Source organism: Actinacidiphila polyblastidii (assembly GCF_036353415.1).
Lineage (GTDB): Bacteria > Actinomycetota > Actinomycetes > Streptomycetales > Streptomycetaceae > Actinacidiphila > Actinacidiphila polyblastidii.
In genome coordinates this window covers 19,424-43,288 of record NZ_JAZEWV010000003.1, presented here as the reverse complement: position 1 = coordinate 43,288, position 23,865 = coordinate 19,424, and the positions used below count along the sequence as shown (strand labels likewise).

General features: G+C 69.8%; 12 protein-coding genes. 11 read left to right on the top strand and 1 reads right to left on the bottom strand.

Annotated elements, in window-relative coordinates; all coding sequences use genetic code 11:
- Positions 1–134 precede the first annotated feature (134 nt).
- The 10 genes from V2S66_RS05330 to fabI all read left to right on the top strand — a co-directional run bounded on the left by V2S66_RS05330 (position 135) and on the right by fabI (position 21,680).
- Positions 135–5,414: a DEAD/DEAH box helicase gene (locus V2S66_RS05330; protein ID WP_330793277.1), complete on the top strand. Its 5,280-nt coding sequence runs from the start codon at positions 135–137 to the stop codon at positions 5,412–5,414.
- Complete coding sequence (locus V2S66_RS05325; RefSeq protein WP_330793276.1) at positions 5,411–8,470, top strand: helicase-related protein; 3,060 nt, start codon at positions 5,411–5,413, stop codon at positions 8,468–8,470. Before V2S66_RS05330 ends, V2S66_RS05325 begins: the two co-directional genes overlap by 4 nt.
- The gene (locus tag V2S66_RS05320; RefSeq protein ID WP_330793275.1) at positions 8,467–12,804 is read left to right on the top strand and encodes an Eco57I restriction-modification methylase domain-containing protein; all 4,338 of its coding nucleotides are present in this window, start codon (positions 8,467–8,469) and stop codon (positions 12,802–12,804) included. Before V2S66_RS05325 ends, V2S66_RS05320 begins: the two co-directional genes overlap by 4 nt.
- Positions 12,805–13,061: 257 nt before the next feature.
- A complete protein-coding gene (locus V2S66_RS05315) occupies positions 13,062–13,925 on the top strand; it encodes an inositol monophosphatase family protein (protein WP_330793274.1) in 864 nt (287 codons plus the stop codon).
- Positions 13,922–15,193: a hypothetical protein gene (locus tag V2S66_RS05310; protein ID WP_330793273.1), complete on the top strand. Its 1,272-nt coding sequence runs from the start codon at positions 13,922–13,924 to the stop codon at positions 15,191–15,193. The genes V2S66_RS05315 and V2S66_RS05310 overlap by 4 nt, the downstream gene beginning before the upstream one ends.
- A 318-nt stretch (positions 15,194–15,511) precedes the next feature.
- Positions 15,512–17,737, top strand: coding sequence for an McrB family protein (locus V2S66_RS05305; protein ID WP_330793272.1), 2,226 nt, complete (start codon positions 15,512–15,514; stop codon positions 17,735–17,737).
- Positions 17,734–18,951 carry an McrC family protein gene (locus V2S66_RS05300; RefSeq protein ID WP_330793271.1) on the top strand — a complete coding sequence of 406 codons (1,218 nt, stop codon included), beginning with the start codon at positions 17,734–17,736 and terminating at the stop codon, positions 18,949–18,951. Before V2S66_RS05305 ends, V2S66_RS05300 begins: the two co-directional genes overlap by 4 nt.
- Positions 18,952–19,125: 174 nt before the next feature.
- Complete coding sequence (locus V2S66_RS05295; RefSeq protein ID WP_330793270.1) at positions 19,126–20,019, top strand: lytic polysaccharide monooxygenase auxiliary activity family 9 protein; 894 nt, start codon at positions 19,126–19,128, stop codon at positions 20,017–20,019.
- Positions 20,020–20,187: 168 nt separating this feature from the next.
- Positions 20,188–20,907: a 3-oxoacyl-[acyl-carrier-protein] reductase gene (fabG, locus tag V2S66_RS05290; protein ID WP_330793269.1), complete on the top strand. Its 720-nt coding sequence runs from the start codon at positions 20,188–20,190 to the stop codon at positions 20,905–20,907.
- A gap of 5 nt (positions 20,908–20,912) precedes the next feature.
- Positions 20,913–21,680, top strand: a complete 768-nt coding sequence (gene fabI / locus V2S66_RS05285) for an enoyl-ACP reductase FabI (RefSeq protein WP_330793268.1) — start codon at positions 20,913–20,915, stop codon at positions 21,678–21,680.
- Between the two features lie 50 nt (positions 21,681–21,730).
- Here fabI and V2S66_RS05280 read toward each other — a convergent pair whose 3' ends face one another.
- Positions 21,731–22,417, bottom strand: coding sequence for a FadR/GntR family transcriptional regulator (locus V2S66_RS05280; protein WP_330793267.1), 687 nt, complete (start codon positions 22,415–22,417; stop codon positions 21,731–21,733).
- 22 nt (positions 22,418–22,439) lie between these two features.
- Between V2S66_RS05280 and V2S66_RS05275 the strand changes: the two genes are divergently transcribed.
- Positions 22,440–23,849 (top strand): CynX/NimT family MFS transporter, encoded by a 1,410-nt coding sequence (locus V2S66_RS05275; protein WP_330793266.1) that lies wholly within the window; start codon positions 22,440–22,442, stop codon positions 23,847–23,849.
- Positions 23,850–23,865 lie beyond the last annotated feature (16 nt).

Below are 23,865 nucleotides of genomic sequence, written 5' to 3'. Positions count from 1 at the left end.
TCATGTCGTGTGTGCCTCGGGTTCGGCCACGGCATTGCCGCGACGCCGGTAGGGTGGCGGATGCCGGTCGCCGCGGGGCCGGGACGACGCGGCCGGAGTCATTGGGGCGCGCGCAAGGGGAGTCGGCCTTCACCATGGATGTTTTCGGGGTCCATCAACAGCTCATCGCCGACTACGACGCTTTCACCAGCTCTCTGGTAGGGGTCAGGGATCCCGATATTCAGCGGCACCTTGAGGAAGAGCGGGCCCGCAAGGCGCGCTGGCCCGATCCGCGGATCTCCCTGAACCCGAACTTCCGCAAAGGGGGTACGGTCGCTCAGCTCACCGAGGAGCTGGTTCTGCAGGCCGAATGTGGTGAGTACTTCCGTCGTAAGGAGCACGAAGACGATCCCGGCGGCCGGACGCTCTCCCTGCACAGCCACCAGCGTCAGGCGCTCGACGCAGCCGCTTCTGGTGACTCTTTCGTCCTGACGACCGGTACCGGGTCAGGCAAAAGCCTCGGCTACATCCTGCCGATCGTGAACGGCGTGCTGAAGGAGCCGAACCCCGACGGGATCTCCGCGATCGTCGTCTATCCGATGAACGCCCTGGCCAACAGCCAGATGCACGAACTGCGGCGCTACCTGGAATGGGGAATTCGGGAAAGTCGGCGCCGGGTGACTTTCGCCCGGTACACCGGTCAGGAGAAAGCGGACCAGAAAAGTGCAGTGCTGCGGTCCAAGCCCGACATCCTGCTGACCAACTACGTCATGCTCGAATACCTCCTCACCCGCCCCGAAGAACGTCATGAGCTCATCGGTGCCGCCCGTGGACTGCGCTACCTTGCCCTCGACGAGCTGCACACCTACCGCGGCCGTCAGGGCGCGGACGTGGCCCTGCTCGTGCGCAGGCTGCGCGACGCATGCGAGTCGCCCGCACTGCAGTGCATCGGCACCTCCGCGACGATGGCCACGGCCCGGACCTTCGGGGAGACCCAGCACGCCGTCTCGGACGTCGCCACACGCATCTTCGGAACCCAGGTGCCCCCGGATCGGGTGATCGGCGAGACCCTCGAACGGGCCACCGACCCTGGCCCTGGACTGCCCCCCGAGGAGCGCCGGCGACGCCTCGGTGGGGCCGTACGCCGCGCCTGCGCGGAGCCGCCGGACCTCTCCGACGATTACCGGACCCTTTCCGCCGATCCGCTGGCCGTGTGGGTCGAGGATGCATTCGGCCTCACTCGCGAGCCTGGTACCGGCCGCTTGGTCCGGCGCGCCCCCATCACCGTCCGGCAGGCAGCGGCCGCGCTCCGTGGTGAGACCGGCATTCCCGAACAGGACTGCGTCTCCGCCATCGAGGCGATCCTCAGGGCAGGCGCCAGCGTGGCCCATCCCGACCATGGCGGACCGCTCTTCGCCTTCCGGCTGCACCAGTTCCTGTCCAAGGGCGACACGGTGTACGTGAGCTTCGACCCGCCCGGCCAGGGACGCCACCTGACCAGTCAGTACCAGGTGAGCGTGCCCAGGGCGCCCGGAAAGCCGCTTATTCCGCTCGCCTTCTGCCGCGACTGCGGCCACGAGTACATGGTCGTCACGCGGGAACGGGGGGCTGGTGGTGACGTCTTCACCGCGCGTCGGGATCCGGACGCACCGGCCGAGGTTGGCGACGGCTACCTCTACGTCAGCCAGGAGCGCCCTTGGCCGGCCGACGCGGAAGAGATCCTCGCTCGGCTGCCCGACAGCTGGGTCGAGATCGGGAAGGAAGGCCGGCAGGTCGTCAAAGCCCGCGCCAATGATCTTCCCCAAGAGGTCAAGGTGGCGGCGGACGGACGTGTCCTGGACGGCAAGGCCACCGACGGATTGCGGGCCTGGTGGGTTCCCGCGCCCTTCCGCTTCTGTCTACGCTGCCGCGTCTCCTACGAGCAGCTGCGGGTCAGCGATTTCGCGAAGCTTGCGACCTTCTCGGCTGAAGGCCGCAGCTCCGCCGTCTCGCTGATCAGCGCCAGCATCGTGCGCTCCCTGCGGGGCGACAAGACCCTCGACGACCGGGCAAGGAAGCTGCTCACCTTCGTCGACAACAGGCAGGACGCCAGCCTCCAAGCCGGGCATTTCAACGACTTCGCCCAGGTCACTCAGGTACGGGGCGCGCTCTACCGGGCCCTTGAGCAGGCCGGGCCCGGTGGACTGCGCCACGAAGTGCTCCCCGAAGCCGTCGCGAACGCCCTGGGCCTGCCGATGGAGGCATTCGCGCGCAATCCGGATGCCCGGCATCTGCAACGCGAACTGGCCCATGCCGCCCTGCGGTCGGTCCTGGCCTACCGGGTCTACGGCGACCTGGAGCGAGGCTGGCGCATCACCATGCCCAATCTGTCCCAGACCGGTCTGCTGCGGTTCGACTACACATCCCTCGACGAGATCGCCGCCGACCAGCAGTGCTGGCAGGACGCACACTGGGCGCTGGCCGACGATGCCGCGCCGCACCGCGCGGAGCTCGCCCGCACCCTGCTGGACGAACTACGCCGCTCCCTGGCGGTGGACGAGCCGCTGCTCACCGTGGACGGTTTCGAGGACCTGGTACGGAGATCCGACGCCCATCTGATCGGCGTGTGGGCCCTTCCGCCGCGAGAGCCCCGCGTGGCCTCACGGGTAGTGTTCGCCGGCCCCGGCCCCAAGGGCGCGCGGTCGCAGGATGAATCCGTGCACCTCAGCGGCCTCGGGGCGTACGGACGCTACCTGCGCCGGCCCGGCCAGTTCGCTTTTCTGCCGAGGCTCGCCGGGAAACGCATGGACGTCACCGACGCGGACGCGGTCATCCGGAGTCTGCTCAAGGTCCTCGAAACAGAGGGACTGGTGCGTGCCGCCCGCGAGGAGCGCGATGGCTCACTCGGCTACCAGGTGAGTACGGCGGCCCTGTGCTGGTTCGCTGGCGAGGGGATCCGCGCCGAACCGGATCCGCTGCGCAAGGTCAGCGATCCCGGCGCCGAACCACGAGTCAACTCCTACTTCCGTGACCTGTACCGAGTCACGGCTTCCGGGCTCAGTGGACTCGTAGCCCGTGAGCACACCGCACAGGTTCCCGCCGACCTGCGGGAGCAGCGAGAGACGGCGTTCCGCACCGGTGAACTCCAGCTCATGTACTGCTCGCCCACCATGGAACTCGGCGTGGACATCGCCACGCTCAACGCGGTCGGCATGCGCAACGTGCCACCGACGCCCGCCAACTACGCGCAGCGGTCGGGGCGGGCCGGCCGCTCCGGGCAGCCGGCGTTGGTCACCACCTACTGTTCGACCGGCAGCGCCCACGACCAGTACTACTTCCGGCGCCCTGAACTCATGGTCGCCGGGAGCGTCACCCCGCCACGGCTCGACCTCGGCAACGAGGAGCTGCTCGGTTCGCACGTTCGCGCCATCTGGCTCGCCGAGACCGGTGTCGCGCTCGGCTCGACGCTGACCGAACTCATCGACGCCGAAGCACCGGCCTCCCGGTCCGGCGATCCCGCCCCCCTGCCGTTGGCCGCCGCGATGCGGGCGGATCTCGACGACGAGGGCGCCCAGCGACGGGCGATCCTCCGCGCTGCCGACGTACTGGCGCCACTTGTCCCGGAGCTGTCCGAACGCACCAACTGGTGGCATGAGAGCTGGATCGAGCAGACCGTGCGCGGCGCCCTCAGCCGCCTCGACCGGGCGTGCGACCGCTGGCGCAGGCTCTACCGCGCCGCTCAGGCCGAGGCGGAGCAGCAGCACCGCATCGTCAACGACCTGTCGGTGGACCGTAAGAAGCGCAGCAGGGCCGCTGCCCGGCGTGCCGAGGCCGAGAACCAGCAGGCGCTGCTGCGCAACGAGGAGAGCGGCGAGGACACATTCAGCGACTTCTACTCCTATCGCTACCTGGCGTCTGAGGGTTTCCTGCCCGGCTACTCCTTTCCCCGTCTTCCGCTGGCCGCCTACATCCCGGGGCAGCGGACCGAGGGCAGGCTCGGCCAGAAGAACGGCAGCTACATCCAGCGGCCTCGGTTCATCGCCATCGGTGAGTTCGGCCCCGGCGCCCTCATCTACCACGAGGGCCACCGCTACGCCGTCGATCGGGTGCAGGTCCCCTACGGGGCCTCTCCGGGCCAGGTCGCGACGAGCGACGTCAAGGTGTGCGACAGCTGTGGGTACTGGCACGACCGCAAGAACGGCGCCGACCTTTGCGACGGCTGCGGGGCTCCGCTGCACCGCGTCCTCAGCAGGCTCATGCACCTGAGCACCGTCTACGCCTCACCCCGTCGACGTATCTCCTCCGACGAGGAGGAGCGGCTGAGGTCCGGCTTCGAACTGCGCACCTTCTACCGCTTCGGCGGCTCCGGCCACCGTCCCGGCGAACTCGGAGCGACCGCTGTGGGCGTCTCCGGACCGGTGGCCCGCGTCACCTACGGCGATGCCGCGGCCGTCCGGGTCGTCAACCTCGGCTACCGCAAGCGCAAGCAGCGCGCGGACAACGGCTTCTGGCTCAACCCGGCCGACGGCAAGTGGTTGGGTACGGGCAAGGCCGAGGCCCTCACGGAAGCGGCGACCGAGGACGAGGGGCTCAGCCCGTTCTCCAGCGCGGACCGTCCTATGCAGGTCATTCCCTATGTCGAGGACCACAAGAACATCGCGGTCCTGCGCCTGTCGGAGCCAGTCGACGAAGCCACCGCGGTAACTGTCCGCTACGCCCTGGAACGTGGCATAGAGGCCCATTACCAACTGGAGGACTCAGAGCTGGGCAGCGAAGACCTGCCCGACGACGAAAGCCGCGCGCGGATGCTCTTTGTCGAGGGTGCCGAGGGTGGAGCCGGCGTGCTCAGGCTCCTCCACGACGACGAGGACGCGCTGGCAGCGGTCGCACAAGCCGCACTGAAGATCATTCACTACGACCTGGAGACGGGTGAGGACAGGGACAGGGCCGACGGAGCCCACGAGCGCTGCGAACTCGGCTGCTACGACTGCCTGCTTTCCTATACCAACCAGCGCTACCACACGCGCATCGACCGCCACGCCGCCGTCGGGGTCCTGATGGCCCTTGCCCGCTCCCGTACCCGTTCGGACCAGCCGCCGGCCACCGATCAGGGGGAAGCCGCGGCCGACCTCGCGGCGCAGGCCGCGGACCCCGTGGGCCGCGCGTTCGTCGAGTGGCTGCGCGACAGCGGGCACCGATTGCCGGACCTCGCCTCGGTCGAAGCAGCTGACACCGGCGTGGTGCCGGACTTCATCTACTATCTGCCGGGTGCGGAGGCGGCAGTTTTCCTGCCGGCTCCGGGGGAGTCCGGGCAGCGGCACGATGAGCGGGCGGCCTACCGCCTGATGAACGCCGGCTGGCTCGTGATCACCCTTGCAGGCGACAGCGAAGAGGACTGGAACGAGACCGTGCGCAGCCATCCGGACGTCTTCGGCACCGGGCGTGACGCCCAATGACCTCTCCTGCCAGCGGTTCCCTCGCCTCGCGCGCCCCCGGCACCCTTGTCTCGGCTCGCGGCCGTGACTGGGTCGTGCTCCCGGGTGGCTCCGAGGACCTGCTGATCGCCCGCCCCTTGGACGGCGACATCGAGTTCACCGCGGCCCTCTTCCCGGACGAAGTGTGCGAACCTGGCTTCGGCCTTCCCGTCCTGGGCCAGGACGAGATCGGCGACCACACCTCCGCGGGCCTGCTCCGTACCGCTCTGCGGATCGCCAGCGCCTCGTCGGCCGGCCCCTTCCGCAGCCTCGCAGGGATCGCCGTCCAGCCCCGCCAGTACCAGCTGGTGCCGCTGATGATGGCACTGCGGATGGACACGGTACGGCTGCTGGTCGCTGACGATGTCGGCATCGGCAAGACCGTCGAAGCGGCTCTGATCGCGAAGGAACTGCTCGAGCAGGGTTCGGCCGCGCGCATGGCGGTGCTGTGTTCCCCGGCACTGGCCGACCAGTGGCAGCGTGAACTGCGCGAGAAGTTCGGTCTGGAAGCGGAACTGGTCCTGCCCTCCACCGCGGACCGGCTGCAGAAGAGCGTCGGCAGTGACGAGCACACCATTTTCGACCACTACCCGTGCACGGTTGTCTCCACTGACTTCATCAAGCAGCGTGACCGCCGCGAGGCATTCCTCCGCACCTGCCCGGAGCTACTCCTCGTCGACGAAGCCCATACCTGTGTGGGCGCCGGTTCGGGGCACCAGCTGCGCTACGACCTGTTGTCGCAGTTGGCCGCCGATCCGCAGCGGCACCTGATCCTGGTCACCGCCACCCCGCACAGCGGAGATCCTGCCGCTTTCGCGAAGCTCACCGGCCTCCTCGCCCCTGAGCTGGGCAGTCTCGACCCGACGGTGCCGGCCCACCGCGACATCCTGGCCCGTCACATGGTGCAGCGGCGCCGTGGCGACATCAGGTCCTTCTTCGGTCAGGACACGCCGTTCCCCCGTGACCGCAAGCTCGGCGACACTCCGTACCGGCTCGACGAGGAGTACGCCCGCTTCGTCGCGGACATCCTGGCCTACTCCCGCGAGCAGGTCCGCCGCCCGGGCGGCGCCCTACGGCAGCGGATGAGTTGGTGGTCGGTCCTGGCGCTGCTGCGCTGCGTGCTGTCCTCCCCGAAGGCTGCGGCGGCGACCCTCGTTGTCAGGGCCGGGATCATGGCCGCCACATCCAAGGAGGAAGCTGACCGGCTCGGCCGCGAGTCCGTCCTGGAACTCACCGATGGTGAGGCCCAGGAGGGCTTGGACACCATCCCAGGCACCCGACTCGACGAGGTCGGCGACACTGCCGAGGACGGCTCCGGCACTGGACGTTCGTCCGTCGGCCACCGCGACGTCCGCCGCCTCAAGGGCTTCGCCGAACGCGCGGAGGCGCTGTGCGGCCCTGAGCACGACGCAAAGCTGCGAGCCCTCACCGACCAGGTGAAGGCCCTCCTCGTCGACGGTTACGACCCGATCGTCTTCTGCCGCTATATCCCCACTGCCGAATACGTGGCCGCACACCTCATCGAGGAGCTTGACCGTTACGCCCATGTGGCCGCGGTCACCGGCAACCTGCACCCGGAAGCCCGCCAGGACGAGATCGACAGGCTCGTCGCCAAGCGGGGACGCCACGTCCTGGTCGCCACCGACTGCCTGTCGGAAGGGGTGAACCTGCAGGAACATTTCGGCGGCGTCGTCCACTACGACCTGTCCTGGAACCCCACCCGCCACGAGCAGCGCGAGGGTCGCGTCGACCGGTTCGGCCAGTCCCGTGACACCGTCCGGGCAGTCACACTCTTCGACACCGACACCGGCATCGACGGTCTGGTCCTGGAAGTCCTCATCCGCAAGTACCGGGACATCGCCGACCAGACCGGCGTGGTCGTGCCACTCCCCAGGGCCGGCGAGGACGTGCTGCAAGCGCTCGCCAGCAGCGTGCTCCTGCGCGGCCGCGACACCGCTGTGCCTCAGCAGCTTTCCCTCGACCTGGACCTCGGCGGCGACGCGGCCATCGGCAGCGCGCGGGACAAGCTCCACAAGCAGTGGGAGAGCGCCGCCGAACGGGAGTCTCGAGTCGTCACCAAGTTCGCCCAGTCCGGCATGCGCCCCGAGGAAGTCGAGCGGGAACTGGCCGAACTTCGCCAGGCGCTCGGCGATCCCGGCGACGTGGCCGCCTTCGCCCGGGAAGCAGTCCGCGCCCTCGGCTCGTCCGTGCGCCCCGACACACGCAGCGGTGGCTTCACCTCGCCTGCCGAACCCCTGCCCAAGGGTCTGCAGCACGCCTTGGGCGTCTTCGAGGACGATGAGCAGGCCGCCGTCCCCGGGGCAGGCCAGCGCTCGGCCCGCACGGTGAAGTCCAAGACCCGCAAGGCCGCGGCACCCCGGCAGCTCGTCTTCCGCGCCGACCTGCCGGTGGCCGCCGGCGAACACGCCCTATCCCGCACCGACCCCGCAGTGCGCGCCATCGCCCGGCATATCCTTGACACCACTCTCGACCCCACCGTGCCTGAACGCGACCGCCCCGCGCACCGCCTCGGAGTCGTCAGCACCAGGGCGGTGACCGCGCGCACAGTGCTGCTCCTGGCCCGCTACCGGATGCAGCTCAGCATCCCTGGCCGGGCCGGCAGGCCGTCTCTCGACCTGGTCGCCGAAGACGCCCGTTTCCTGGCCTGGCGCACCGATCCCACAGACGGCACGCGCAGCCGGCTCACCGACGAGCAGATCGCCGACGTGCTCGGCGCCGACTCCGACCGCAACACCCTGCCCGCGCTGCGCACCCAGCAAGTAGCGCTCGCCCTCAGCGAGTTCCCGGACTTGGACGGCGAGATCCGGGCTTACGGAAACGAATTGGCCGACCGGCTCGCCGCGGCCCATCAGCGCGTCCGGCAGCACGCCGGGGAGCGCGGGCGGTCCGCCGGCGCAGCGGCCGCGCGCCGTATCACCGTCACCCCCGCCGGGCCGCCCGATCGCCCGGACCGTCCTGATCTTCCCGACGTGCTCGGCCTGTACGTTTATCTCCCAGTCCGCGGAGCCGCACAGTGACCGCCCTGACCCCCGAGGGCCTCCCGGCCGGCGCCGCCGTACGGATCGAAGGCGGCCTGCTCTCCGCGGCACTGATCGGTGCCATCCGCAAGGGCGACCGCGAACTCCCGGCGATCGCCCCCGCTGCCTACGGCCTGCCCCGAGGTGAGCGCCTCACCGACGCCGCCAGCCGCAGGTGGAACTACCTCAAGGTCGTCCACGCGAACTTCCGGGAGCAGCTCGCAGCCCATCCCGAGAACACGTCCACTGCCCGGCTCACCCGCGAACAGTGGCTCTTCGTTCTGCTCGACCAGCTCGGCTACGGCCAGCGCCTGCCCGCCGCTCCCCGCGGCGGGATCGCCGTGCCCGGACGTCAGCAGCCCTACCGTGTGAGCCACGAGTGGCAGCCGCACCTGCCCGTCCACCTCCTTGCCTGGGACACCCCACTGGACCGGGCCACAGGAAAGGACCGGGCCCCCCAGTCGCTGGTTCAGGAGCTGCTGAACGTGTCCAGCGGGCGCCTGTGGGGTCTGCTCTCCAACGGCCGGGTGCTCAGGGTCCTGCGCGACTCCACGGCCATCACCGGCTCCTCCTACGTGGAGTTCGACCTCGACGGCATCTTCGAACGGGACCTGTTCCCGGATTTCCTGCTGCTTTTCACGATGCTGCACGCCTCCCGCTTCACGCTCGCCCCCAAGCCGGACAGGCGCCGCAGGTCGGCCGACACGCAGGCGCCGACAGGTGACAACGCCGCGGAAGACGCAGCCGAGGACGACGAGGCGGAAGACGTCGCGCCCGACCTCGGCCCCGCCGATTGTCCGCTCGAATGGTGGCGGCAGCACGGCATCGAGACCGGCACCCGCGCCCGGGACCGCCTACGGGACCAGGTCAAGGAAGCCCTCAGGATCCTGGGCACCGGCTTCCTCACCGCGAATCCGGCCCTGCGCGAGGCCCTGGCCCGACACGGCAAACCCGCGCTGGACGACCTCCACCACGAACTGTTGCGCCTCGCCTACCAGCTGATCTTCCTCTTCGTCGCGGAGGACCGCGGCGCTCTGCTCGACCCGGACGCGCCAAAGAAAGCCCGCGATCTCTACACCACGTACTTCTCCACCGCCCGCCTGCGCCGGATCGCCGCCCGCAGGAAGGGCGACAGGAACACAGACCTGTGGACCGCCCTCGTCCGAGTCCTGGACGCCCTAGGCCAGGACGGCGGTGTTCCCGCCCTCGCCCTCCCGGGCCTCGGCGGCCTGTACTTCCGCGCCACGGCCGACGACCCCGGCACGGCCGTTGTCCGACTCGGCGACCCGGAGCCGCTCCGCGCTTCCCTGCTCTGCAACGAGCACCTGCTGGACGCCGTCAACCTGCTCTCCCGGGTCCGCGACGACCAGGGTCGCGCCACCCGCGTCGACTACCGGCACCTCGGCGCCGACGAACTCGGCAGCGTCTACGAGTCCCTGCTCGAACTCGTCCCCCGGCACAACGCCGACGGCGGCTTCTGGCTTCAGGAGCGCGTGGCGGGCAACAAGCGAAAGACCACTGGCTCCTACTACACCCCAGGCGTCCTCGTCGAGAAGCTCCTCGACAACGCCCTTGACCCGGTCATCGCCCGCCACGCCTCCTCGAAGGTCCCCGACGATCTTCTGAAGATCCGTGTCGTCGACCCCTCCTGCGGCTCCGGCCACATGATCGTCGCGGCTGCCCGCCGAATCGCGCTGAAGTACGCGGTCATGTACACCGGCGACGACGAGCCGTCACCGGACGCGATCCGGGCCGCCATGGCCAAGGTCGTTCGCGCTTGCGTCCACGGCGTCGATATCAACCCGCTCGCCGCCGAGATCGCCAAGGTCTCGCTGTGGCTCGAGTCGCTGCGCCCCGGCGAGCCGTTGGCCTTCCTCGACGACCGCATCAAGGTCGGCAATGCCCTGCTGGGCACCACCCCGACGCTGCTGGAGGGCGGCCTGCCGGACGGCGCCTTCAAGAAGCTCGCGGGCGACGACCCTGAGGTCCTGCGGCGGGCCAAAGCCGACAACAAGAAGGAGCGTCCTGACGCGAAGAAGGGCTCCCAGCACGTCCTGACCGAGCCGCTGGTTCTCACCAGCACCGCGGGGCTGCGCGTCAAGGCGGAGAAGCTGGCCCGCCTGCCCGGCATTTCCCTCGCCGACATCCGCGAACAGGCCCGCCAGAACCGGGAGTTCGAGCGCGACTCGGAACTTCAGGGCCTCAAGCGGGTCGCCGACGCATGGTGCGCCGCCTTCCTCTGGCGCAAGCATGAGGAGGCGCCGCCGCCGATCACCAGCGGCACCCTGCACGACCTCCAGGAGGGGGTACGGCTGGACCCGGAAGCGGCCGAGGAGTTGAGGGAGATCGCCTCCCGCAATGGCTTCTTCCATTGGCACCTGGAATTTCCCCGCATCTTCCGGGTCGAGGACCGCGATGCCGCTGACACCAACCCGGTCACCGGATGGCAGGGCGGCTTCGACGCGGTGCTCGGCAACCCGCCGTGGGAGCGGGTGAAGATCCAGGAGAAGGAGTGGTTCACGGCGGCCGGCGACGACGCCATCGCTGACGCCGACAACGCCAGCGTGCGCAAACGGCTGATCGCAGCGCTTCTGGCGAGCACGGACGAGCACGGCAACGCGGTCGAGGGTGACCGCGAACTGCACCGTGAGTTCCAGACAGCGCTCCGCGAGGCTGCCGGGACCACAAACATGCTGCGGGATTCGGGGATCTTCCCGATGACGGGAACCGGTGACGTCAACACCTACGCGGTCTTCGCCGAGAAGGCGCGGCATTTGCTTGCTCCGGAGGGGATGTCGGGGCTGGTGTTGCCGACGGGCATTGCGACGGATAAGACGACGTCGGCCTTCTTTGCGGATGTGGTGAAGAAGCGACACTTGGTGACGGTGCTGGATTTCGAGAACGAGGAGAAGCTGTTCGCGGACGTGCACCACGCATACCGCTTCTGTCTTTTTACGGTCGGAGGCTCGGCTTTGTCGTTCGAGCGCGCGCGCCTGGCTTTCCAGGCGCGCCGACCCGAGGAATTGGACGGGCGGGAGTTCATGCTGGACGCGGAGGGATTCCGGCGGATCAACCCCAACACTTTGACGGCACCGATTTGTGAAGGAAATGATCAACTGCGGGTGTTGGAGAATATCCACGCAGTTCCGGTTCTGTGGGATCGGTCTGGCGGCGGAGCTGGCGCAAACCCATGGGGATTGAGACTCGTTCGCATGTTTCATATGGCGGATGACTCCAGTCTCTTCGAGACCGCAGATGAGTTGGCTAGCAGCGGCTGGGAGCTTCGCGGGAACGTGCATGTAAAAGGTGACGTGCGGGCGTTGCCATTGTATGAGGGCAAGCTCGTCCATCAATACGACGCGCGCTTCAGTACCTATGAAGGCGCGACTGAGGCGGAGTTGAAGAGAAACACGCTTCCCCGCCTCGCGCTTTCGCAGCATAGGGATCCAACGTGTGTGCCGCTGCCTCGATACTGGGTTGATGAACGTTACCTGGAGAAATGGATGCAAGGCGAGCCAGGGGAGGCGCGAACGAAGTGGCCCCACGACTGGGTGATCGGTTGGCGTGACATCTGCCGGGCCGCCGATGTGCGCACGGTGATTGCCTCTTTGCTGCCACGCACGCCGCTCGGTAACACCGAGCCGATGTTGCTCCCGAAGGACACATCGATCCCATTGTTTGGACTTCTAGCGAACCTCTCCTGCTTTGTGTTGGATTTCTCCGCCCGTCAGAAGATCTCCGGCGCCCATCTGACATACGCCTATCTCGAACAGCTCCCCGTCCTCGCCCCCGACGCCTACGACGTCCCCGTCGCCTGGCTCGGCGACCGCCCACCCTCCGCCTGGATTCGCGACCGCGTCCTGGAGCTGACCTACACCTCGTACGAGATGGGTCCCTGGGCGCAGTACCTCGGCGACGACGGAGCCCCCTTCGTGTGGGACGAAGATCGCCGGTTCGTAATGCGGGCCGAGTTGGATGCCGCGTACTTTCACCTCTACGGGATCGCGCGGGAGGATCTGCCGCTCATCCTCGACAGCTTCCGGGCGTTCAAGAACAAGACGCCGGAGCTCTTCCACGCCACCACTGCAGAGATCACCCGGGTGTACGACGCGATGGCCAAGGGTGCCTACTCGACGGAGCTGACGCCGCCGCCTGCGCAGGGCCCCCGTCACCCGCCCGGCACGAGCCCGCTCACGCGGCCGGACCGCCCCGAGCCCGCACCGCCGGCCCCGGACGAGTCGGCTGAGGTGGCGTCCGGCGAGCCCACCTCGGCCGACGCCCTGTTCGGCGTCCGCGAGATCGGGCAGGATGAGCAGCTCGGCTTCTGGGGCTGACCCGCGACGAGGGCCGCCTGCCCATGGGGAGGCGGCCGTGTCCGTGTTGCCCGCCAAGGTCAGAGCCCTCCGGCTGTCTCTCTGGCGGAAGGGGAAGACCGCCCACTCGGCGGCGACCTGCGCAGAGCCCCTACTTCGCGCCCGCACGGCCTTGAGTGCGAGGCATCCCCGGGGCGAGGCGTACTGTCGAAGGGTTTGGATTCCTGCCAGACTGATCGTCAGTTTGCTTCAGGGCGCGACGTGGAGGCCAGTACGGCATGTCGTCCATCTCATCGCTGTGGTCCACGTTGGAAGAGCAGTTGCTTCCGGTCTTCGCTGACTACAGGTCGCGGCTGGCGGACCTGCCCGTCGAGGTCAAAGCCGACCGCACGCTCCTCACCGAGGCCGACGTCGCGGTGCAGGAGTTGGTCCTGGCGGCCATCCGCGAGTTCGACGGGCCCGATGCGGTCGTGATCGCCGAGGAAGACGAGCGCGCCGAGACTCGCGAGGAGGTGGTCGCTTCGGGGGGACGGCTGTGGGTGGTGGATCCCATCGACGGCACCGCGGAATTCGTTCGAGGCGAGAGCGTGGAATTCTGCTCGGTCGTCTGCCTCTTGGAGGACTGGAAGCCCAGCGCCGCCTTCGTCCTGGCCCCCGAACTGGGAAGCGGGCGCGCTCCCATGACGGTCTCCGCTGACGCCCGAACGCACCAGTTGCGACTCGACGGCCGGGCAGTCTCGCCCACGAGCCAGGACGAGATCAGCAGGCACCTGTCGGCCACCCGCAGCAGGGGCGAGGATCGTCCTGCGTTCGACGCGGCAGCGGTCGAGGCCGGTTTCACGGTGAAGACGCGGACCACCTCACAGAGCCTCGACATGCTGCGCACGGCCCTGGACGTCAGCAACCTCACAGCACCCGCGCTGCCGCCCTTCGACTTGTTCTGGCGAAGAGGGCAGAAGCTGTGGGACGGCGCGGCCGGCCTGTGCCTGGCGGCGGCCGCCGGGCTGCGCAGTTGCGGCGAGGACGGCGAGCCGCTGACGTTGAAGCCCGACTTCCTCTCGGCTCCCACTCCCACGTTCGCCGCCAATGTGACCGGGCGGCCCGAGACCGTCGCCTGGTTCCTGGAAACGGCCTGCGTATGAGGTCGCAGCAGGCGAACACCGACGTCCTTGTCGACGTGACGTCGCTCATCAGCGCCGAGGAGTTCTTACTCTCGCAGAATCGGCGGGGAACACCCGAGGACCCCTTCGCCCGCCAGTGCTTCGTGGAGGTCGTCCAGTCACTGATCTTCATGTCGCGGGTCTACGTCGCTCACCCCGTCCTGCACACCCCGAGTCCGCAGGACTTCGGTGGCCGCCCTCACCTGCTCCGCGTGCTGATCGATTCAGGTCTGCTGCGGCCGTTACGCCTCGATCCCGCTCAGCAGCACGCCGCGGCTGATCTGGAAGCCTCCGCTGTCCACGACTTGCAGACCGTGCACGGCCTCACCAGTATGGCCCGCTTCGTCGAGCAGGCCTTCGTATGCGACACCGCAAGCGCGGGCGGTCAGCCGGCCCTGTCGTCGCGGATACGTGACTGGAGCGCCTTTCAGGAGCAGCAGGTCCGCCGCGTCGCAGGTCACCACGGCGAGCGGATAGCGACGAGTGACGGCGTGGAGGAGGACGCCTTCGGTGAGTGGGCGCGAGCTGCGGCGGTCCTGCTGGGCGAGGCTCTCAAGGAGATCGCTGCGCCTACCCAGGGCAATTACCTCATGGCCACTCTCGCCCGCGGCATGAAGTACCGGGCCAGGGGCGAGGCGGCGGCTGTTCCCTACCAGTCCCACCCGATGCGCCGGGACTTCTCCCTGACCTTCGACATGACCCGCCAGGGAGCGGACGAGGCCCGGGTCCTGGACCTCATCCGGTCGGTGCGCGGCATCCACACCACCCTCAGTGAGGCCGCCGGCCAGGACGACGCCCACCGGCTCCAACTACTGCAACTCGAATTGCCGCTGCTGGGCGGACGCCTGTGGACAGCGGACGAGATAGGCAACCTCGGCGACCAGGACTGGACCAAGCTGGTGGTCTCCCGTATCCGCCAGTACCGCGACCGCGCCGCCGATCTTCGTGCCGCGGTCGAGCGCTGCGTCACCGACGAGGACTACGTGCGCCTGGCCAGAGACATCGATGGTGTCAAGCGCCAGCTCCTCGAGCGCCTCGGATTGCGCCGGGTGGAGCTGTCCGCGACGGAACGTGAACTGGTCGGTACGGTGGCCTCGGTGGCAGGCGCCGCCCCCGGCGTGCCGAAGGTCAGTGGACTGTGGTTCGGCGCGCGCACGCTCGGCAAGCAGTTCGCCTTCACCGGCGCGCAACCCTTCCAGCGCTTTCTCTACCGTGAATTCGTCGACGCGTGGAAGCGCTCAGGCCGCTGAGGAAGCGCGCTGCGGCGCGGCTGGAGGCCCGCGCGGCGGCGCCCGGGATCGCCGAGCTGCCGGAAGAGGGTCGCCGCGAGGTGCTCGGGTGAGCGGGTGGACCGGGAGTACCTGCCAACGCCGAAGGCGTCGTCGGGGGACTGGACACGGAGATCGTCATCCACGTCGAGCAGCTCCCCGTCGCGCCACGGATGTTGGTGGTCAGGGCGCGGGTGTCGTATCCCGGCGATATCCTCGCGGGCACGTGGGGGCAGTCTCGTGCCGGAGCGCCGGAGGGTGGCGGCTGCCCGCCGCCGCCCCGGCTGCCGGAAGGAAACCGTGCCGACTCCGTTCCAGGTCAGTGCCCGTGCCGTACAGCTCGCGGCCTTCGTCCTCTCCGCGAGCCAGCCCGACGGGCTGCCGTGGCGCAAACTCTGGCCGCGCCTGCTGGAGTTGGATCCGGCGCTGGAGTACGACTGGCGTGAGGCCGCACCCGACGCGACGAGTGGGCTGGACACCAACCTCAGCCACAACGGCACAACCCTCGTCAAGGCGGGATGGTTGCGCCGAACCGGTCGGGTCTGGCGGCTGACCGGACTCGGGGCGCAAGCTCTCACGGATTATCCCGATTCGGAGGACTTCTTCCGCGAGGCGGTGGCTCGCTATCTCGCCTGGCGCAGGGACCGGCCCGGTTTCGACGCGGCAGCCGGGTTGCTCTCTGAGCTGCCCGACGGTCGCTGGGTGCGCATCGGTGAACTGGCGGCGGAGTTCGAACTCGATGCCGACGCCCTGGCCGCCTGCTTCCAGGGAACCCGGCCCAACGGCTGGCATCTGGCGCTCGGGTACGAAGGTGACGTGTGGCCCGAACTCCGACTCCAGGCCGAGGAGTTGGCTGAGTGGAAGGGGCTGCTGGTACGGGACGACCTCTTTGACCAGGAACGATCCGGTGGCGACGCCGTCCGCGTGAAGCCCGAGGCGCGGCTGGCCGCGGAAGAGATCACCGCCCTGGTGCTGGGGGAGTCCTCCGAGGTGGGGACGGTCCCCGAGCAGCCCCGCAGAGTGTGGATCGTGCGTGGCACGGACGAGGCGGGGGTCAACCTGATCCGCACCCTGTGGCGGGAGGCGGGCGTGGTGACGCTGCCCGCGGAGCGGCTGCCGGTACTTGGTGAAGGGGCCGGCCGCGAGCGGGTCCGTACCGTCATCGACCAGGCGTACTCCAGCGCGCCTCCGGCCCGCCGGGAGCGGCTCACCGGGGAACTGCACACGTTCCTGTCCCGCATCAGCGAGCGCGACATCGTGGTGTGCACGGACGGTTCGCTGACGTATCTCGGAGAGGTTCGAGGACAGGCCCGTTTCGGCACGCCCGAGAGCGGCCGGGCCGTCGTCCAGCGCGCGGTGGTCTGGCGCAATCTGGATGCGCCTCTGGACTTCTTCAAGGACCTGCCAGCAGGTATGTCGGGCCGGCTCGCGGACGCCGACGCACGACTGGTGGAGGCGAGCGAGTACGCGGGAGATCTGGAGGCACTCCTGGGGAAAGAGCCCGAGCAGGCGCCCTCTGCTCCGGCCGTAGCACCTGAACTGCCCGACGCGACGCCCGTACTGGCCGCGGAGCTCACCATCCGTGACGAGGACACGGCGGGCGCGGAGTGGCTCCAGGAGTGCGTCGAACTGCTCCGGGAGAAGCGGCAGCTGATCTTTCACGGGCCGCCCGGCACGGGAAAGACGCATACTGCCCTCGCGCTGGCGCGACACCTGACCGGCGGCAGTCCGACCAACACCCGGCTGGTCCAGTTCCACCCCGCTTACTCCTACGAGGACTTCTTCGAGGGATTCCGGCCGCGTGCCGTCGACGCCGGACCCGCTTCGGGCGGGCTGGGGCAGAAGGAGGCGGCGCCTGCCGCCGCGACGGCGTCTTCGGGCATCGTCTTCGACCTCGTCAAAGGTCCGTTGCGCAGACTCGCCGATTCCGCCGACGAACGGCCGGCCGAGATCTTCGTCCTGGTCATCGACGAGATCAACCGGGGGAACATCGCCAAGGTCTTCGGCGAGCTGTACTTCCTCCTCGAATACCGCCACCAGTTCGTCCACCTGCTCTACGGCTCCGACGAGGGCCGCGGATTCCGGCTGCCGCCCAACCTCTACCTCATCGGCACGATGAACACGGTCGATCGCAGTGTGGCGCTCATGGACGCCGCCATGCGCCGCCGGTTCTCGTTCGTGGAGCTGCACCCGGACACCCTTCCCACCTCCGGTGTGCTCACCTCCTGGCTGGCGGCCAACGGGTTCCCGGACGACACCGCCCGGCTCCTCGACGAGCTCAACCATCGCATCGGCGAAGGCCCCGACCGGGACCGCGAGTTCCGCGTGGGGCCCTCCTACTTCATGCGTCCGACCGTGCACAGCTCACCGAAGGCACTTGCGCGGCTCTGGCGCGCGGAGATACTGCCGCTGCTGACCGAGTACCACTGGGGGGACGGCACTGACGTCCCCGGCACCTACGGACTCGAGGTCCTCCGCGGCCACCTGGGCCTCGGCGACGGCACGGACGCCGGCGCCGCGTCGTGATCGGCGGTCTCCCGGTCCGGTTGAAGGAGGGTGGCGGCTGGACGCAGTGGAAGCTCACCCACGAACAGGCGCGGACGATCGGTGAGTCCGAGCTCGTCGACGTGGCCCCGGGGCCCGCTGACGTCTGGAAGCTCAGGGCGCGCAGTGCTAAGGGAGTGGTCGGGGCGGTGCGGCTGGGGCGCGGGCCGGGGACCGTGCAGCTGTCCATCATCCCCAAGATCCCCGTCGACCGGCTCCTCTACCTGCTCGGGTACGCGTCCGGCGAGGTGAAGTGGTTCGACGAACCCGTCAGCGCCGCGGTACGCCCGGACCTGCTGCCGGCCGTCGCCGGCACCTTCGCCAGATCAGCAGGTCGGGCTCTGCGCCCGGGCGTCCTGCTTGGCTACCGGGATGTCGAGGACACCCTGCCGCTGCTGCGCGGACGGCTTCGGGCGGCCGCCCAGTTGCGCCGAAGGCCCGGTCTGGCCCTTCCGCTGGAGGTCTCTTACGACGACCACACCGTCGACATTGCAGAGAACCAGATCCTGCTGGGCGCGATACGCAGCCTTTTGCGGACTCCAGGGGTCACGCCGGCCTCCCGAGCGGCCCTGCGCGGCCTGGAGGCCGGCTTGGACGGCGTCACGGCGCCCGTACCCGGCGCGCCTCTTCCGCGGTGGACAGCCACTCGCCTCAATCGGCGTTACCAGCAGGCCCTCGGCCTGGCAGCCCTCGTCCTGAGTGGCGGCTCCTACGAGCTGGAGGACGGCCGCAATGTGAGTGTCGACGGTTTGCTTGTGACCATGTGGCGCGTCTATGAGAGCTTTCTCGGCCAGGCGCTCGGCGAAGCGTTGCGGCAGCGTATCGGCGGTCGGGCGGAGACCCAGGACCTCGCTCACTACCTGGACCTGGGACGGCAGCATCGGCTGAAGCCAGACCTCGTCCACTACCTGTCGAGCCCGGTTGTCGTCGCCGACGCGAAGTACAAACCGGAGCGCGATCGCGGTGATCTCTACCAGATGCTCGCATACTGCCTGCGCCTGGGCCTGTCCGAAGGCCACCTTGTTTACGTGAGCGGTAGCGAGGACATCGTCCACATTCCAGTGGGACGGGAAACGGTGAGTGTGCACCGGCATGTGCTGGATCTCACCCTCCCTTACGAGGACCTGCGCCTCCGGATCGCCGAACTCGCCGACCGGCTCCTGCGGGTACGCCCTGCCGGATGCGCCACGGGTTGACTTCGGTCGTCGTCATGCCCGCCCGTGGGGGCGAGCGGCTGCGCGTCGCTCCGCGGCCCCGACGGGCAATACCGCAGGCCCTCTTGAGCTTGGTCCAGACCAATCCGTATGCTCATGACAACCGCCCTCTCCTGTCCGCAGAGCACGACGCACGCACGACAAGGAGCCCCCCACATGTCAGCACGTCGCAAGGCCGCCGCGGTCGGCGCGGCCGGCGCCGTCGCACTCGCGATCGGCGCCCTCACCCCTGGTCAGGCCAGCGCCCACGGCGCGCTCAACACGCCGGTCAGCCGGGTCTTCGCCTGCTACGCGGAAGGCCCGGAACACCCGGTGTCGCAGGTGTGCAAGGACCTCGTGGCCGACAGCGGCACCCAGCCGCTGTACGACTGGAACGAGGTCAACATCGCCGACGCCAACGGGCAGAGCCGGCAGATCATCCCCGACGGCCACCTCTGCTCGGCCAACCGCGACAAGTACCGCGCGCTGGACTGGGCCAGGACCGACTGGCCCGCGACCCCGGTGACCGCCGGGCAGACCAGCGTCCAGTTCAAGGTCACCGCGCCGCACCGCGGCGTGATGACCCTCTACATCACCAAGCAGGGCTACAACCCGACCACGCCGCTGAAGTGGTCCGACCTGGACACCACGCCCATCGCCACTTACACCACCGCCGCCAGCTCGCCCGGCGCCTACACCTTCAACGCGACGCTGCCCGCCAGGACCGGCCGGCAGCTGATCTACCAGGTCTGGCAGCGCAGCGACAGCCCCGAGGCGTTCTACGGCTGCGCCGACGTCGTCTACGGCCAGACCGCCCAGGCCGCCAGGGCCGCCACCGCCGACATCGCCAAGGCGCCGACCGACGCGCAGATCGAGGCCGGCGCCGCCAGGTCCACCGTCAGCCACCACGGCCACGGCGGCACCGAGCCGATCGCCGCGACCCCGGTGGCCGCCAGCCGCCCGGCCGGCACCCTGACCGAAGCGCTGTCCGGCAGCGCGGTGCTCGCCTCCGGAGCCGTCGGACTGCTGTTCTGGAGCCGGCGCCGGGCCGCCGTACGCGCCAGGAGCTGACCGCCGCGGGCGCCCCCCGCCACGACAGCAGGGCAGGTGGGCCCGGGTGGGTCCCTGTAGGAAACCGACAGGGACCCACCGGGCAGCCTGTCGATGCCGATTCCCCGGAAAGGCGTCGGGACCGATAGCTTTTCGTAGGTCCAGACGTCTAAGGGGAAGGGTGATCCGTTGAGCCGCTCGGTTCTCGTCACCGGAGGAAACCGGGGCATCGGCCTCGCCATCGCCCGGGTGTTCGCCGACGCAGGCGACAAGGTCGCCGTCACCTACCGTTCCGGTGAGCCCCCCGCCGAGCTGGCCGCGCTCGGCGTGCTCGCCGTGCGGTGCGACATCACCGACGCCGAACAGGTGGAGCAGGCGTACAAGGAGATCGAGGCGGCGCACGGCGTCGTCGAGGTGCTGGTCGCCAATGCCGGCATCACCCGCGACCAGCTGCTGATGCGCATGTCCGAGGAGGACTTCACCTCCGTCCTCGACACCAACCTCACCGGCACCTACCGGGTCGTCAAGCGCGCCAACCGCGGCATGCTGCGCGCCAAGAAGGGCCGCGTGGTGCTGATCTCCTCCGTCGTGGGGCTGCTCGGCTCCGCGGGGCAGGCCAACTACGCGGCGTCCAAGGCGGGCCTGATCGGCTTCGCCCGCTCCCTCGCGCGCGAACTGGGCTCCCGCAACATCACCTTCAACGTCGTCGCGCCCGGGTTCGTGGACACCGACATGACGCGCGCGCTCAGCGAAGAGCAGCGCGCCGGCATCGTCGCGCAGGTGCCGCTCGGCCGTTACGCCAGGACCGAGGAGATCGCCGCGGCGGTGCGCTTCCTCGCCTCCGACGACGCCTCGTACATCACTGGAGCCGTCATCCCGGTTGACGGCGGATTGGGCATGGGTCACTGATCACCATGAGCGGAATCCTCGACGGCAAGCGCGTCCTCATCACGGGCGTGCTGATGGAGTCCTCGATCGCCTTCCACACCGCCAGGCTGGCGCAGGAACAGGGCGCCGAGATCATCCTGACCGCCTTCCCCCGGCCCACCCTGACCGAGCGCATCGCCAGGAAGCTGCCGAAGCCGGTCAAGGTGATCGAGCTGGACGTCACCAACACCGAGCACCTGGCCGGCGTGCAGCAGATCGTCCGCGACGAGCTGGGCGGCCTCGACGGCGTCGTGCACTCCATCGGCTTCGCCCCGCAGGACGCACTCGGCGGCAACTTCCTGAACACGCCGTTCGAGTCCGTCGCCACCGCGATGCACGTCTCGGCGTACTCCCTGAAGTCGCTGACCATGGCGTGCCTGCCGCTGATGGACAACGGCGGCGCGGTCGTCGGCCTCACCTTCGACGCGCAGTTCGCCTGGCCGCAGTACGACTGGATGGGCCCGGCGAAGGCCGCGCTGGAGGCCACCTCCCGCTACCTGGCGCGCGACCTGGGCAAGCAGAACGTGCGCTGCAACCTCGTCTCGGCCGGCCCGATCGGCTCCATGGCCGCGAAGTCCATCCCCGGCTTCACCGAGCTGGCCGACGTCTGGAACCACCGCTCCCCGCTGGAGTGGGACATGTCCGACCCCGAGCCGGCCGGCCGCGGCGTCGTCGCCCTGCTCTCCGACTGGTTCCCCAAGACCACCGGCGAGATCGTGCACGTCGACGGCGGCGTGCACGCGATCGGCGCGTAGCGCCTCCCCCGCGGGGCCGCGCCGGGTCTCCGGCCGGCCCCGCGCGGCCGTCAGCGGTCCGTCACGCGCGAGAAGCGGCAGTAGAAGGCGTGCTCGCGGGCCTCGGCGGCGGCGCGGTCGGGTTCCGCGGCGCGGATCGCCGCGACCAGCCGGGCGTGGTCGAGATGGTCCTCCGCGCGCAGTTCGGTGCCGACGTCGGCCCGCAGGTAGTCGCGCAGCACATGGCCGAGGTCGGCGTAGAGCGCGGTGAGCACGTCGTTGTGCGAGGCGGCCACGACCGCCAGGTGCAAGGTCGCGTCGGCCTCCACGAAGGACTCCGCGTCGCCGGAGTCCCACGCCCGCTCCCGGCGCTCCAGCAGCGCGTCGAGCTGCCGCAGGTCCGCGTCGGTACGGCGCTCGGCGGCGAGCGAGGCGGCGGTCGCCTCCAGCGCGCCGCGCAGCTCCGCGACGTGCAGCGGCTCGGCGTCCGCGAAGCGCCGCTGCATCACCACGGCCAGTTCGCTGGTGGCCACCACATAGGTGCCCGAGCCCTGCCGGATGTCCAGCAGGCCGTTGTGCGCCAGCGCCCGCACCGCCTCGCGGACGGTGTTGCGCGCCACGCCCAGCTGCTCGACCAGCTCCGGCTCGGTGGGGATGCGGCTGCCCACCGGCCAGGATCCTGAGGTGATCTCCGCCCGCAGCCGGGCGATCACCCGGTCGGCCAGGGCGGCGGGGCGGGGCATGGGTCCGAGATTCATCCCATCATTCTATGATGGTGTGATGCGCGACGACGAATCCCTCACCCTCGACCCCGCCACCGGGCCCGCCCGCACCCCCGGCGCAGCCCCTGTGACCAGCGCCGACACCGCCGGCGCGAGGATCTCCCCGGCGCGTCCCGCGCCCTGGGTGGGCCGGCTCGTGATCGTCGCGCTCGTCCTCGCCGCGGTGAACCTGCGGCCGGCCATCACCAGCCTCGGCGCACTGCTCAATGAGGTGCGCGGCGGCCTCGGGATGAGCGGCGCCACCGCCGGGCTGCTCACCTCGGTGCCCGCGGCGTGCTTCGCGCTCTTCGGATTCGCCGCGCCGCGCCTGGCCCGCCGCCACGGCCCCGGCGCCGTGGTCTGCGCCGGCATGGTGCTGCTCACCGCGGGGCTCGCGGTGCGGCCCTTCGCCGGCGGCACCGCGGTCTTCCTGGCCGCCAGCGCCCTGGCCCTGGCCGGCATCGCGGTGTCCAACGTGCTCATGCCGGTCATCGTCAAGCGCTACTTCCCCGACCGGGTCGGGACCGTGACCGGCGTCTACTCGATGGCCCTGTCGCTCGGCACGGCGGTGGCCGCAGCCGTCACGGTCCCGCTCACCGACGCCATGGGCGGCAGCTGGCGGCTCGGCCTCGGCGTGTGGGCGGCGCTCGCCGCCGTCGCCGTAGCGCCCTGGACCCTGCTGGTCCGCGACCGCTCGCGGACCGCCGGCGCCCCGCTCACCCGTCCGGCCGCCACCCGCCGCCGGCGGGGCGCTGCTGCCGCCGGGCCGGCCGCCCGCTCGGCCGCGGGGCAGGCAGCGGGTCCGGCAGCGAATCAGGGCGCGGGTCCGGGCGTCGCCGCGGGCGAGCACGGGCGGATCGTCCGCAGCCGCACCGCCTGGATGCTGGCCTGCTTCTTCGGCCTCCAGGGCACCGCCGCCTACGTGACGATGGGCTGGATGCCGCAGATCTTCCGCGACGCCGGGCTCTCCGCGGACCGGGCGGGAGTGCTGCTCGCCGTCACCATGGTGATGGGCGTGCCGGTGTCGTTCCTGCTGCCGCCGCTCGCCGCCAGGATGCGCTCCCAGGGCCCGATCGCGGTGGTGCTCGGCCTCTTCCAGCTGGCCGGGTTCGCGGGGCTGTGGGCCGCGCCCGCCGCGGCGCCCTTCCTGTGGGCGGTGCTGCTCGGCGTCGCCAACTGCGCCTTCCCGCTGGTGCTGACGATGATCGGGATGCGTTCGCGGACCGGGCCGGGCGTGGTCAGGCTGTCGGCCTTCGCGCAGAGCACCGGCTATCTGATCTCGATCCCGGGGCCGATCCTGGTCGGCGCCCTCAACCAGTCCAGCGGCGGCTGGGGCCTGCCCATCGCGCTGATGATGGCCCTGGTGGTGCCGCAGGTGGCCTGCGGGGTGCTGGCCGGCCGCAACCGGCACATCGAGGACGAACTGTGACCCCGCTGCCGGCCGC

Excerpts from the sequence above, each read along its gene's own strand:
- V2S66_RS05325 (WP_330793276.1), top strand. The coding sequence starts at position 5,411 with ATGACCTCTCCTGCCAGCGGTTCCCTCGCCTCGCGCGCCCCCGGCACC.
- V2S66_RS05310 (WP_330793273.1), top strand. The coding sequence starts at position 13,922 with ATGAGGTCGCAGCAGGCGAACACCGACGTCCTTGTCGACGTGACGTCG.
- V2S66_RS05275 (WP_330793266.1), top strand. The coding sequence starts at position 22,440 with ATGCGCGACGACGAATCCCTCACCCTCGACCCCGCCACCGGGCCCGCC.
- V2S66_RS05315 (WP_330793274.1), top strand. The coding sequence starts at position 13,062 with ATGTCGTCCATCTCATCGCTGTGGTCCACGTTGGAAGAGCAGTTGCTT.
- V2S66_RS05295 (WP_330793270.1), top strand. The coding sequence starts at position 19,126 with ATGTCAGCACGTCGCAAGGCCGCCGCGGTCGGCGCGGCCGGCGCCGTC.
- V2S66_RS05330 (WP_330793277.1), top strand. The coding sequence starts at position 135 with ATGGATGTTTTCGGGGTCCATCAACAGCTCATCGCCGACTACGACGCT.
- V2S66_RS05280 (WP_330793267.1), bottom strand. The coding sequence starts at position 22,417 with ATGAATCTCGGACCCATGCCCCGCCCCGCCGCCCTGGCCGACCGGGTG.
- fabI (WP_330793268.1), top strand. The coding sequence starts at position 20,913 with ATGAGCGGAATCCTCGACGGCAAGCGCGTCCTCATCACGGGCGTGCTG.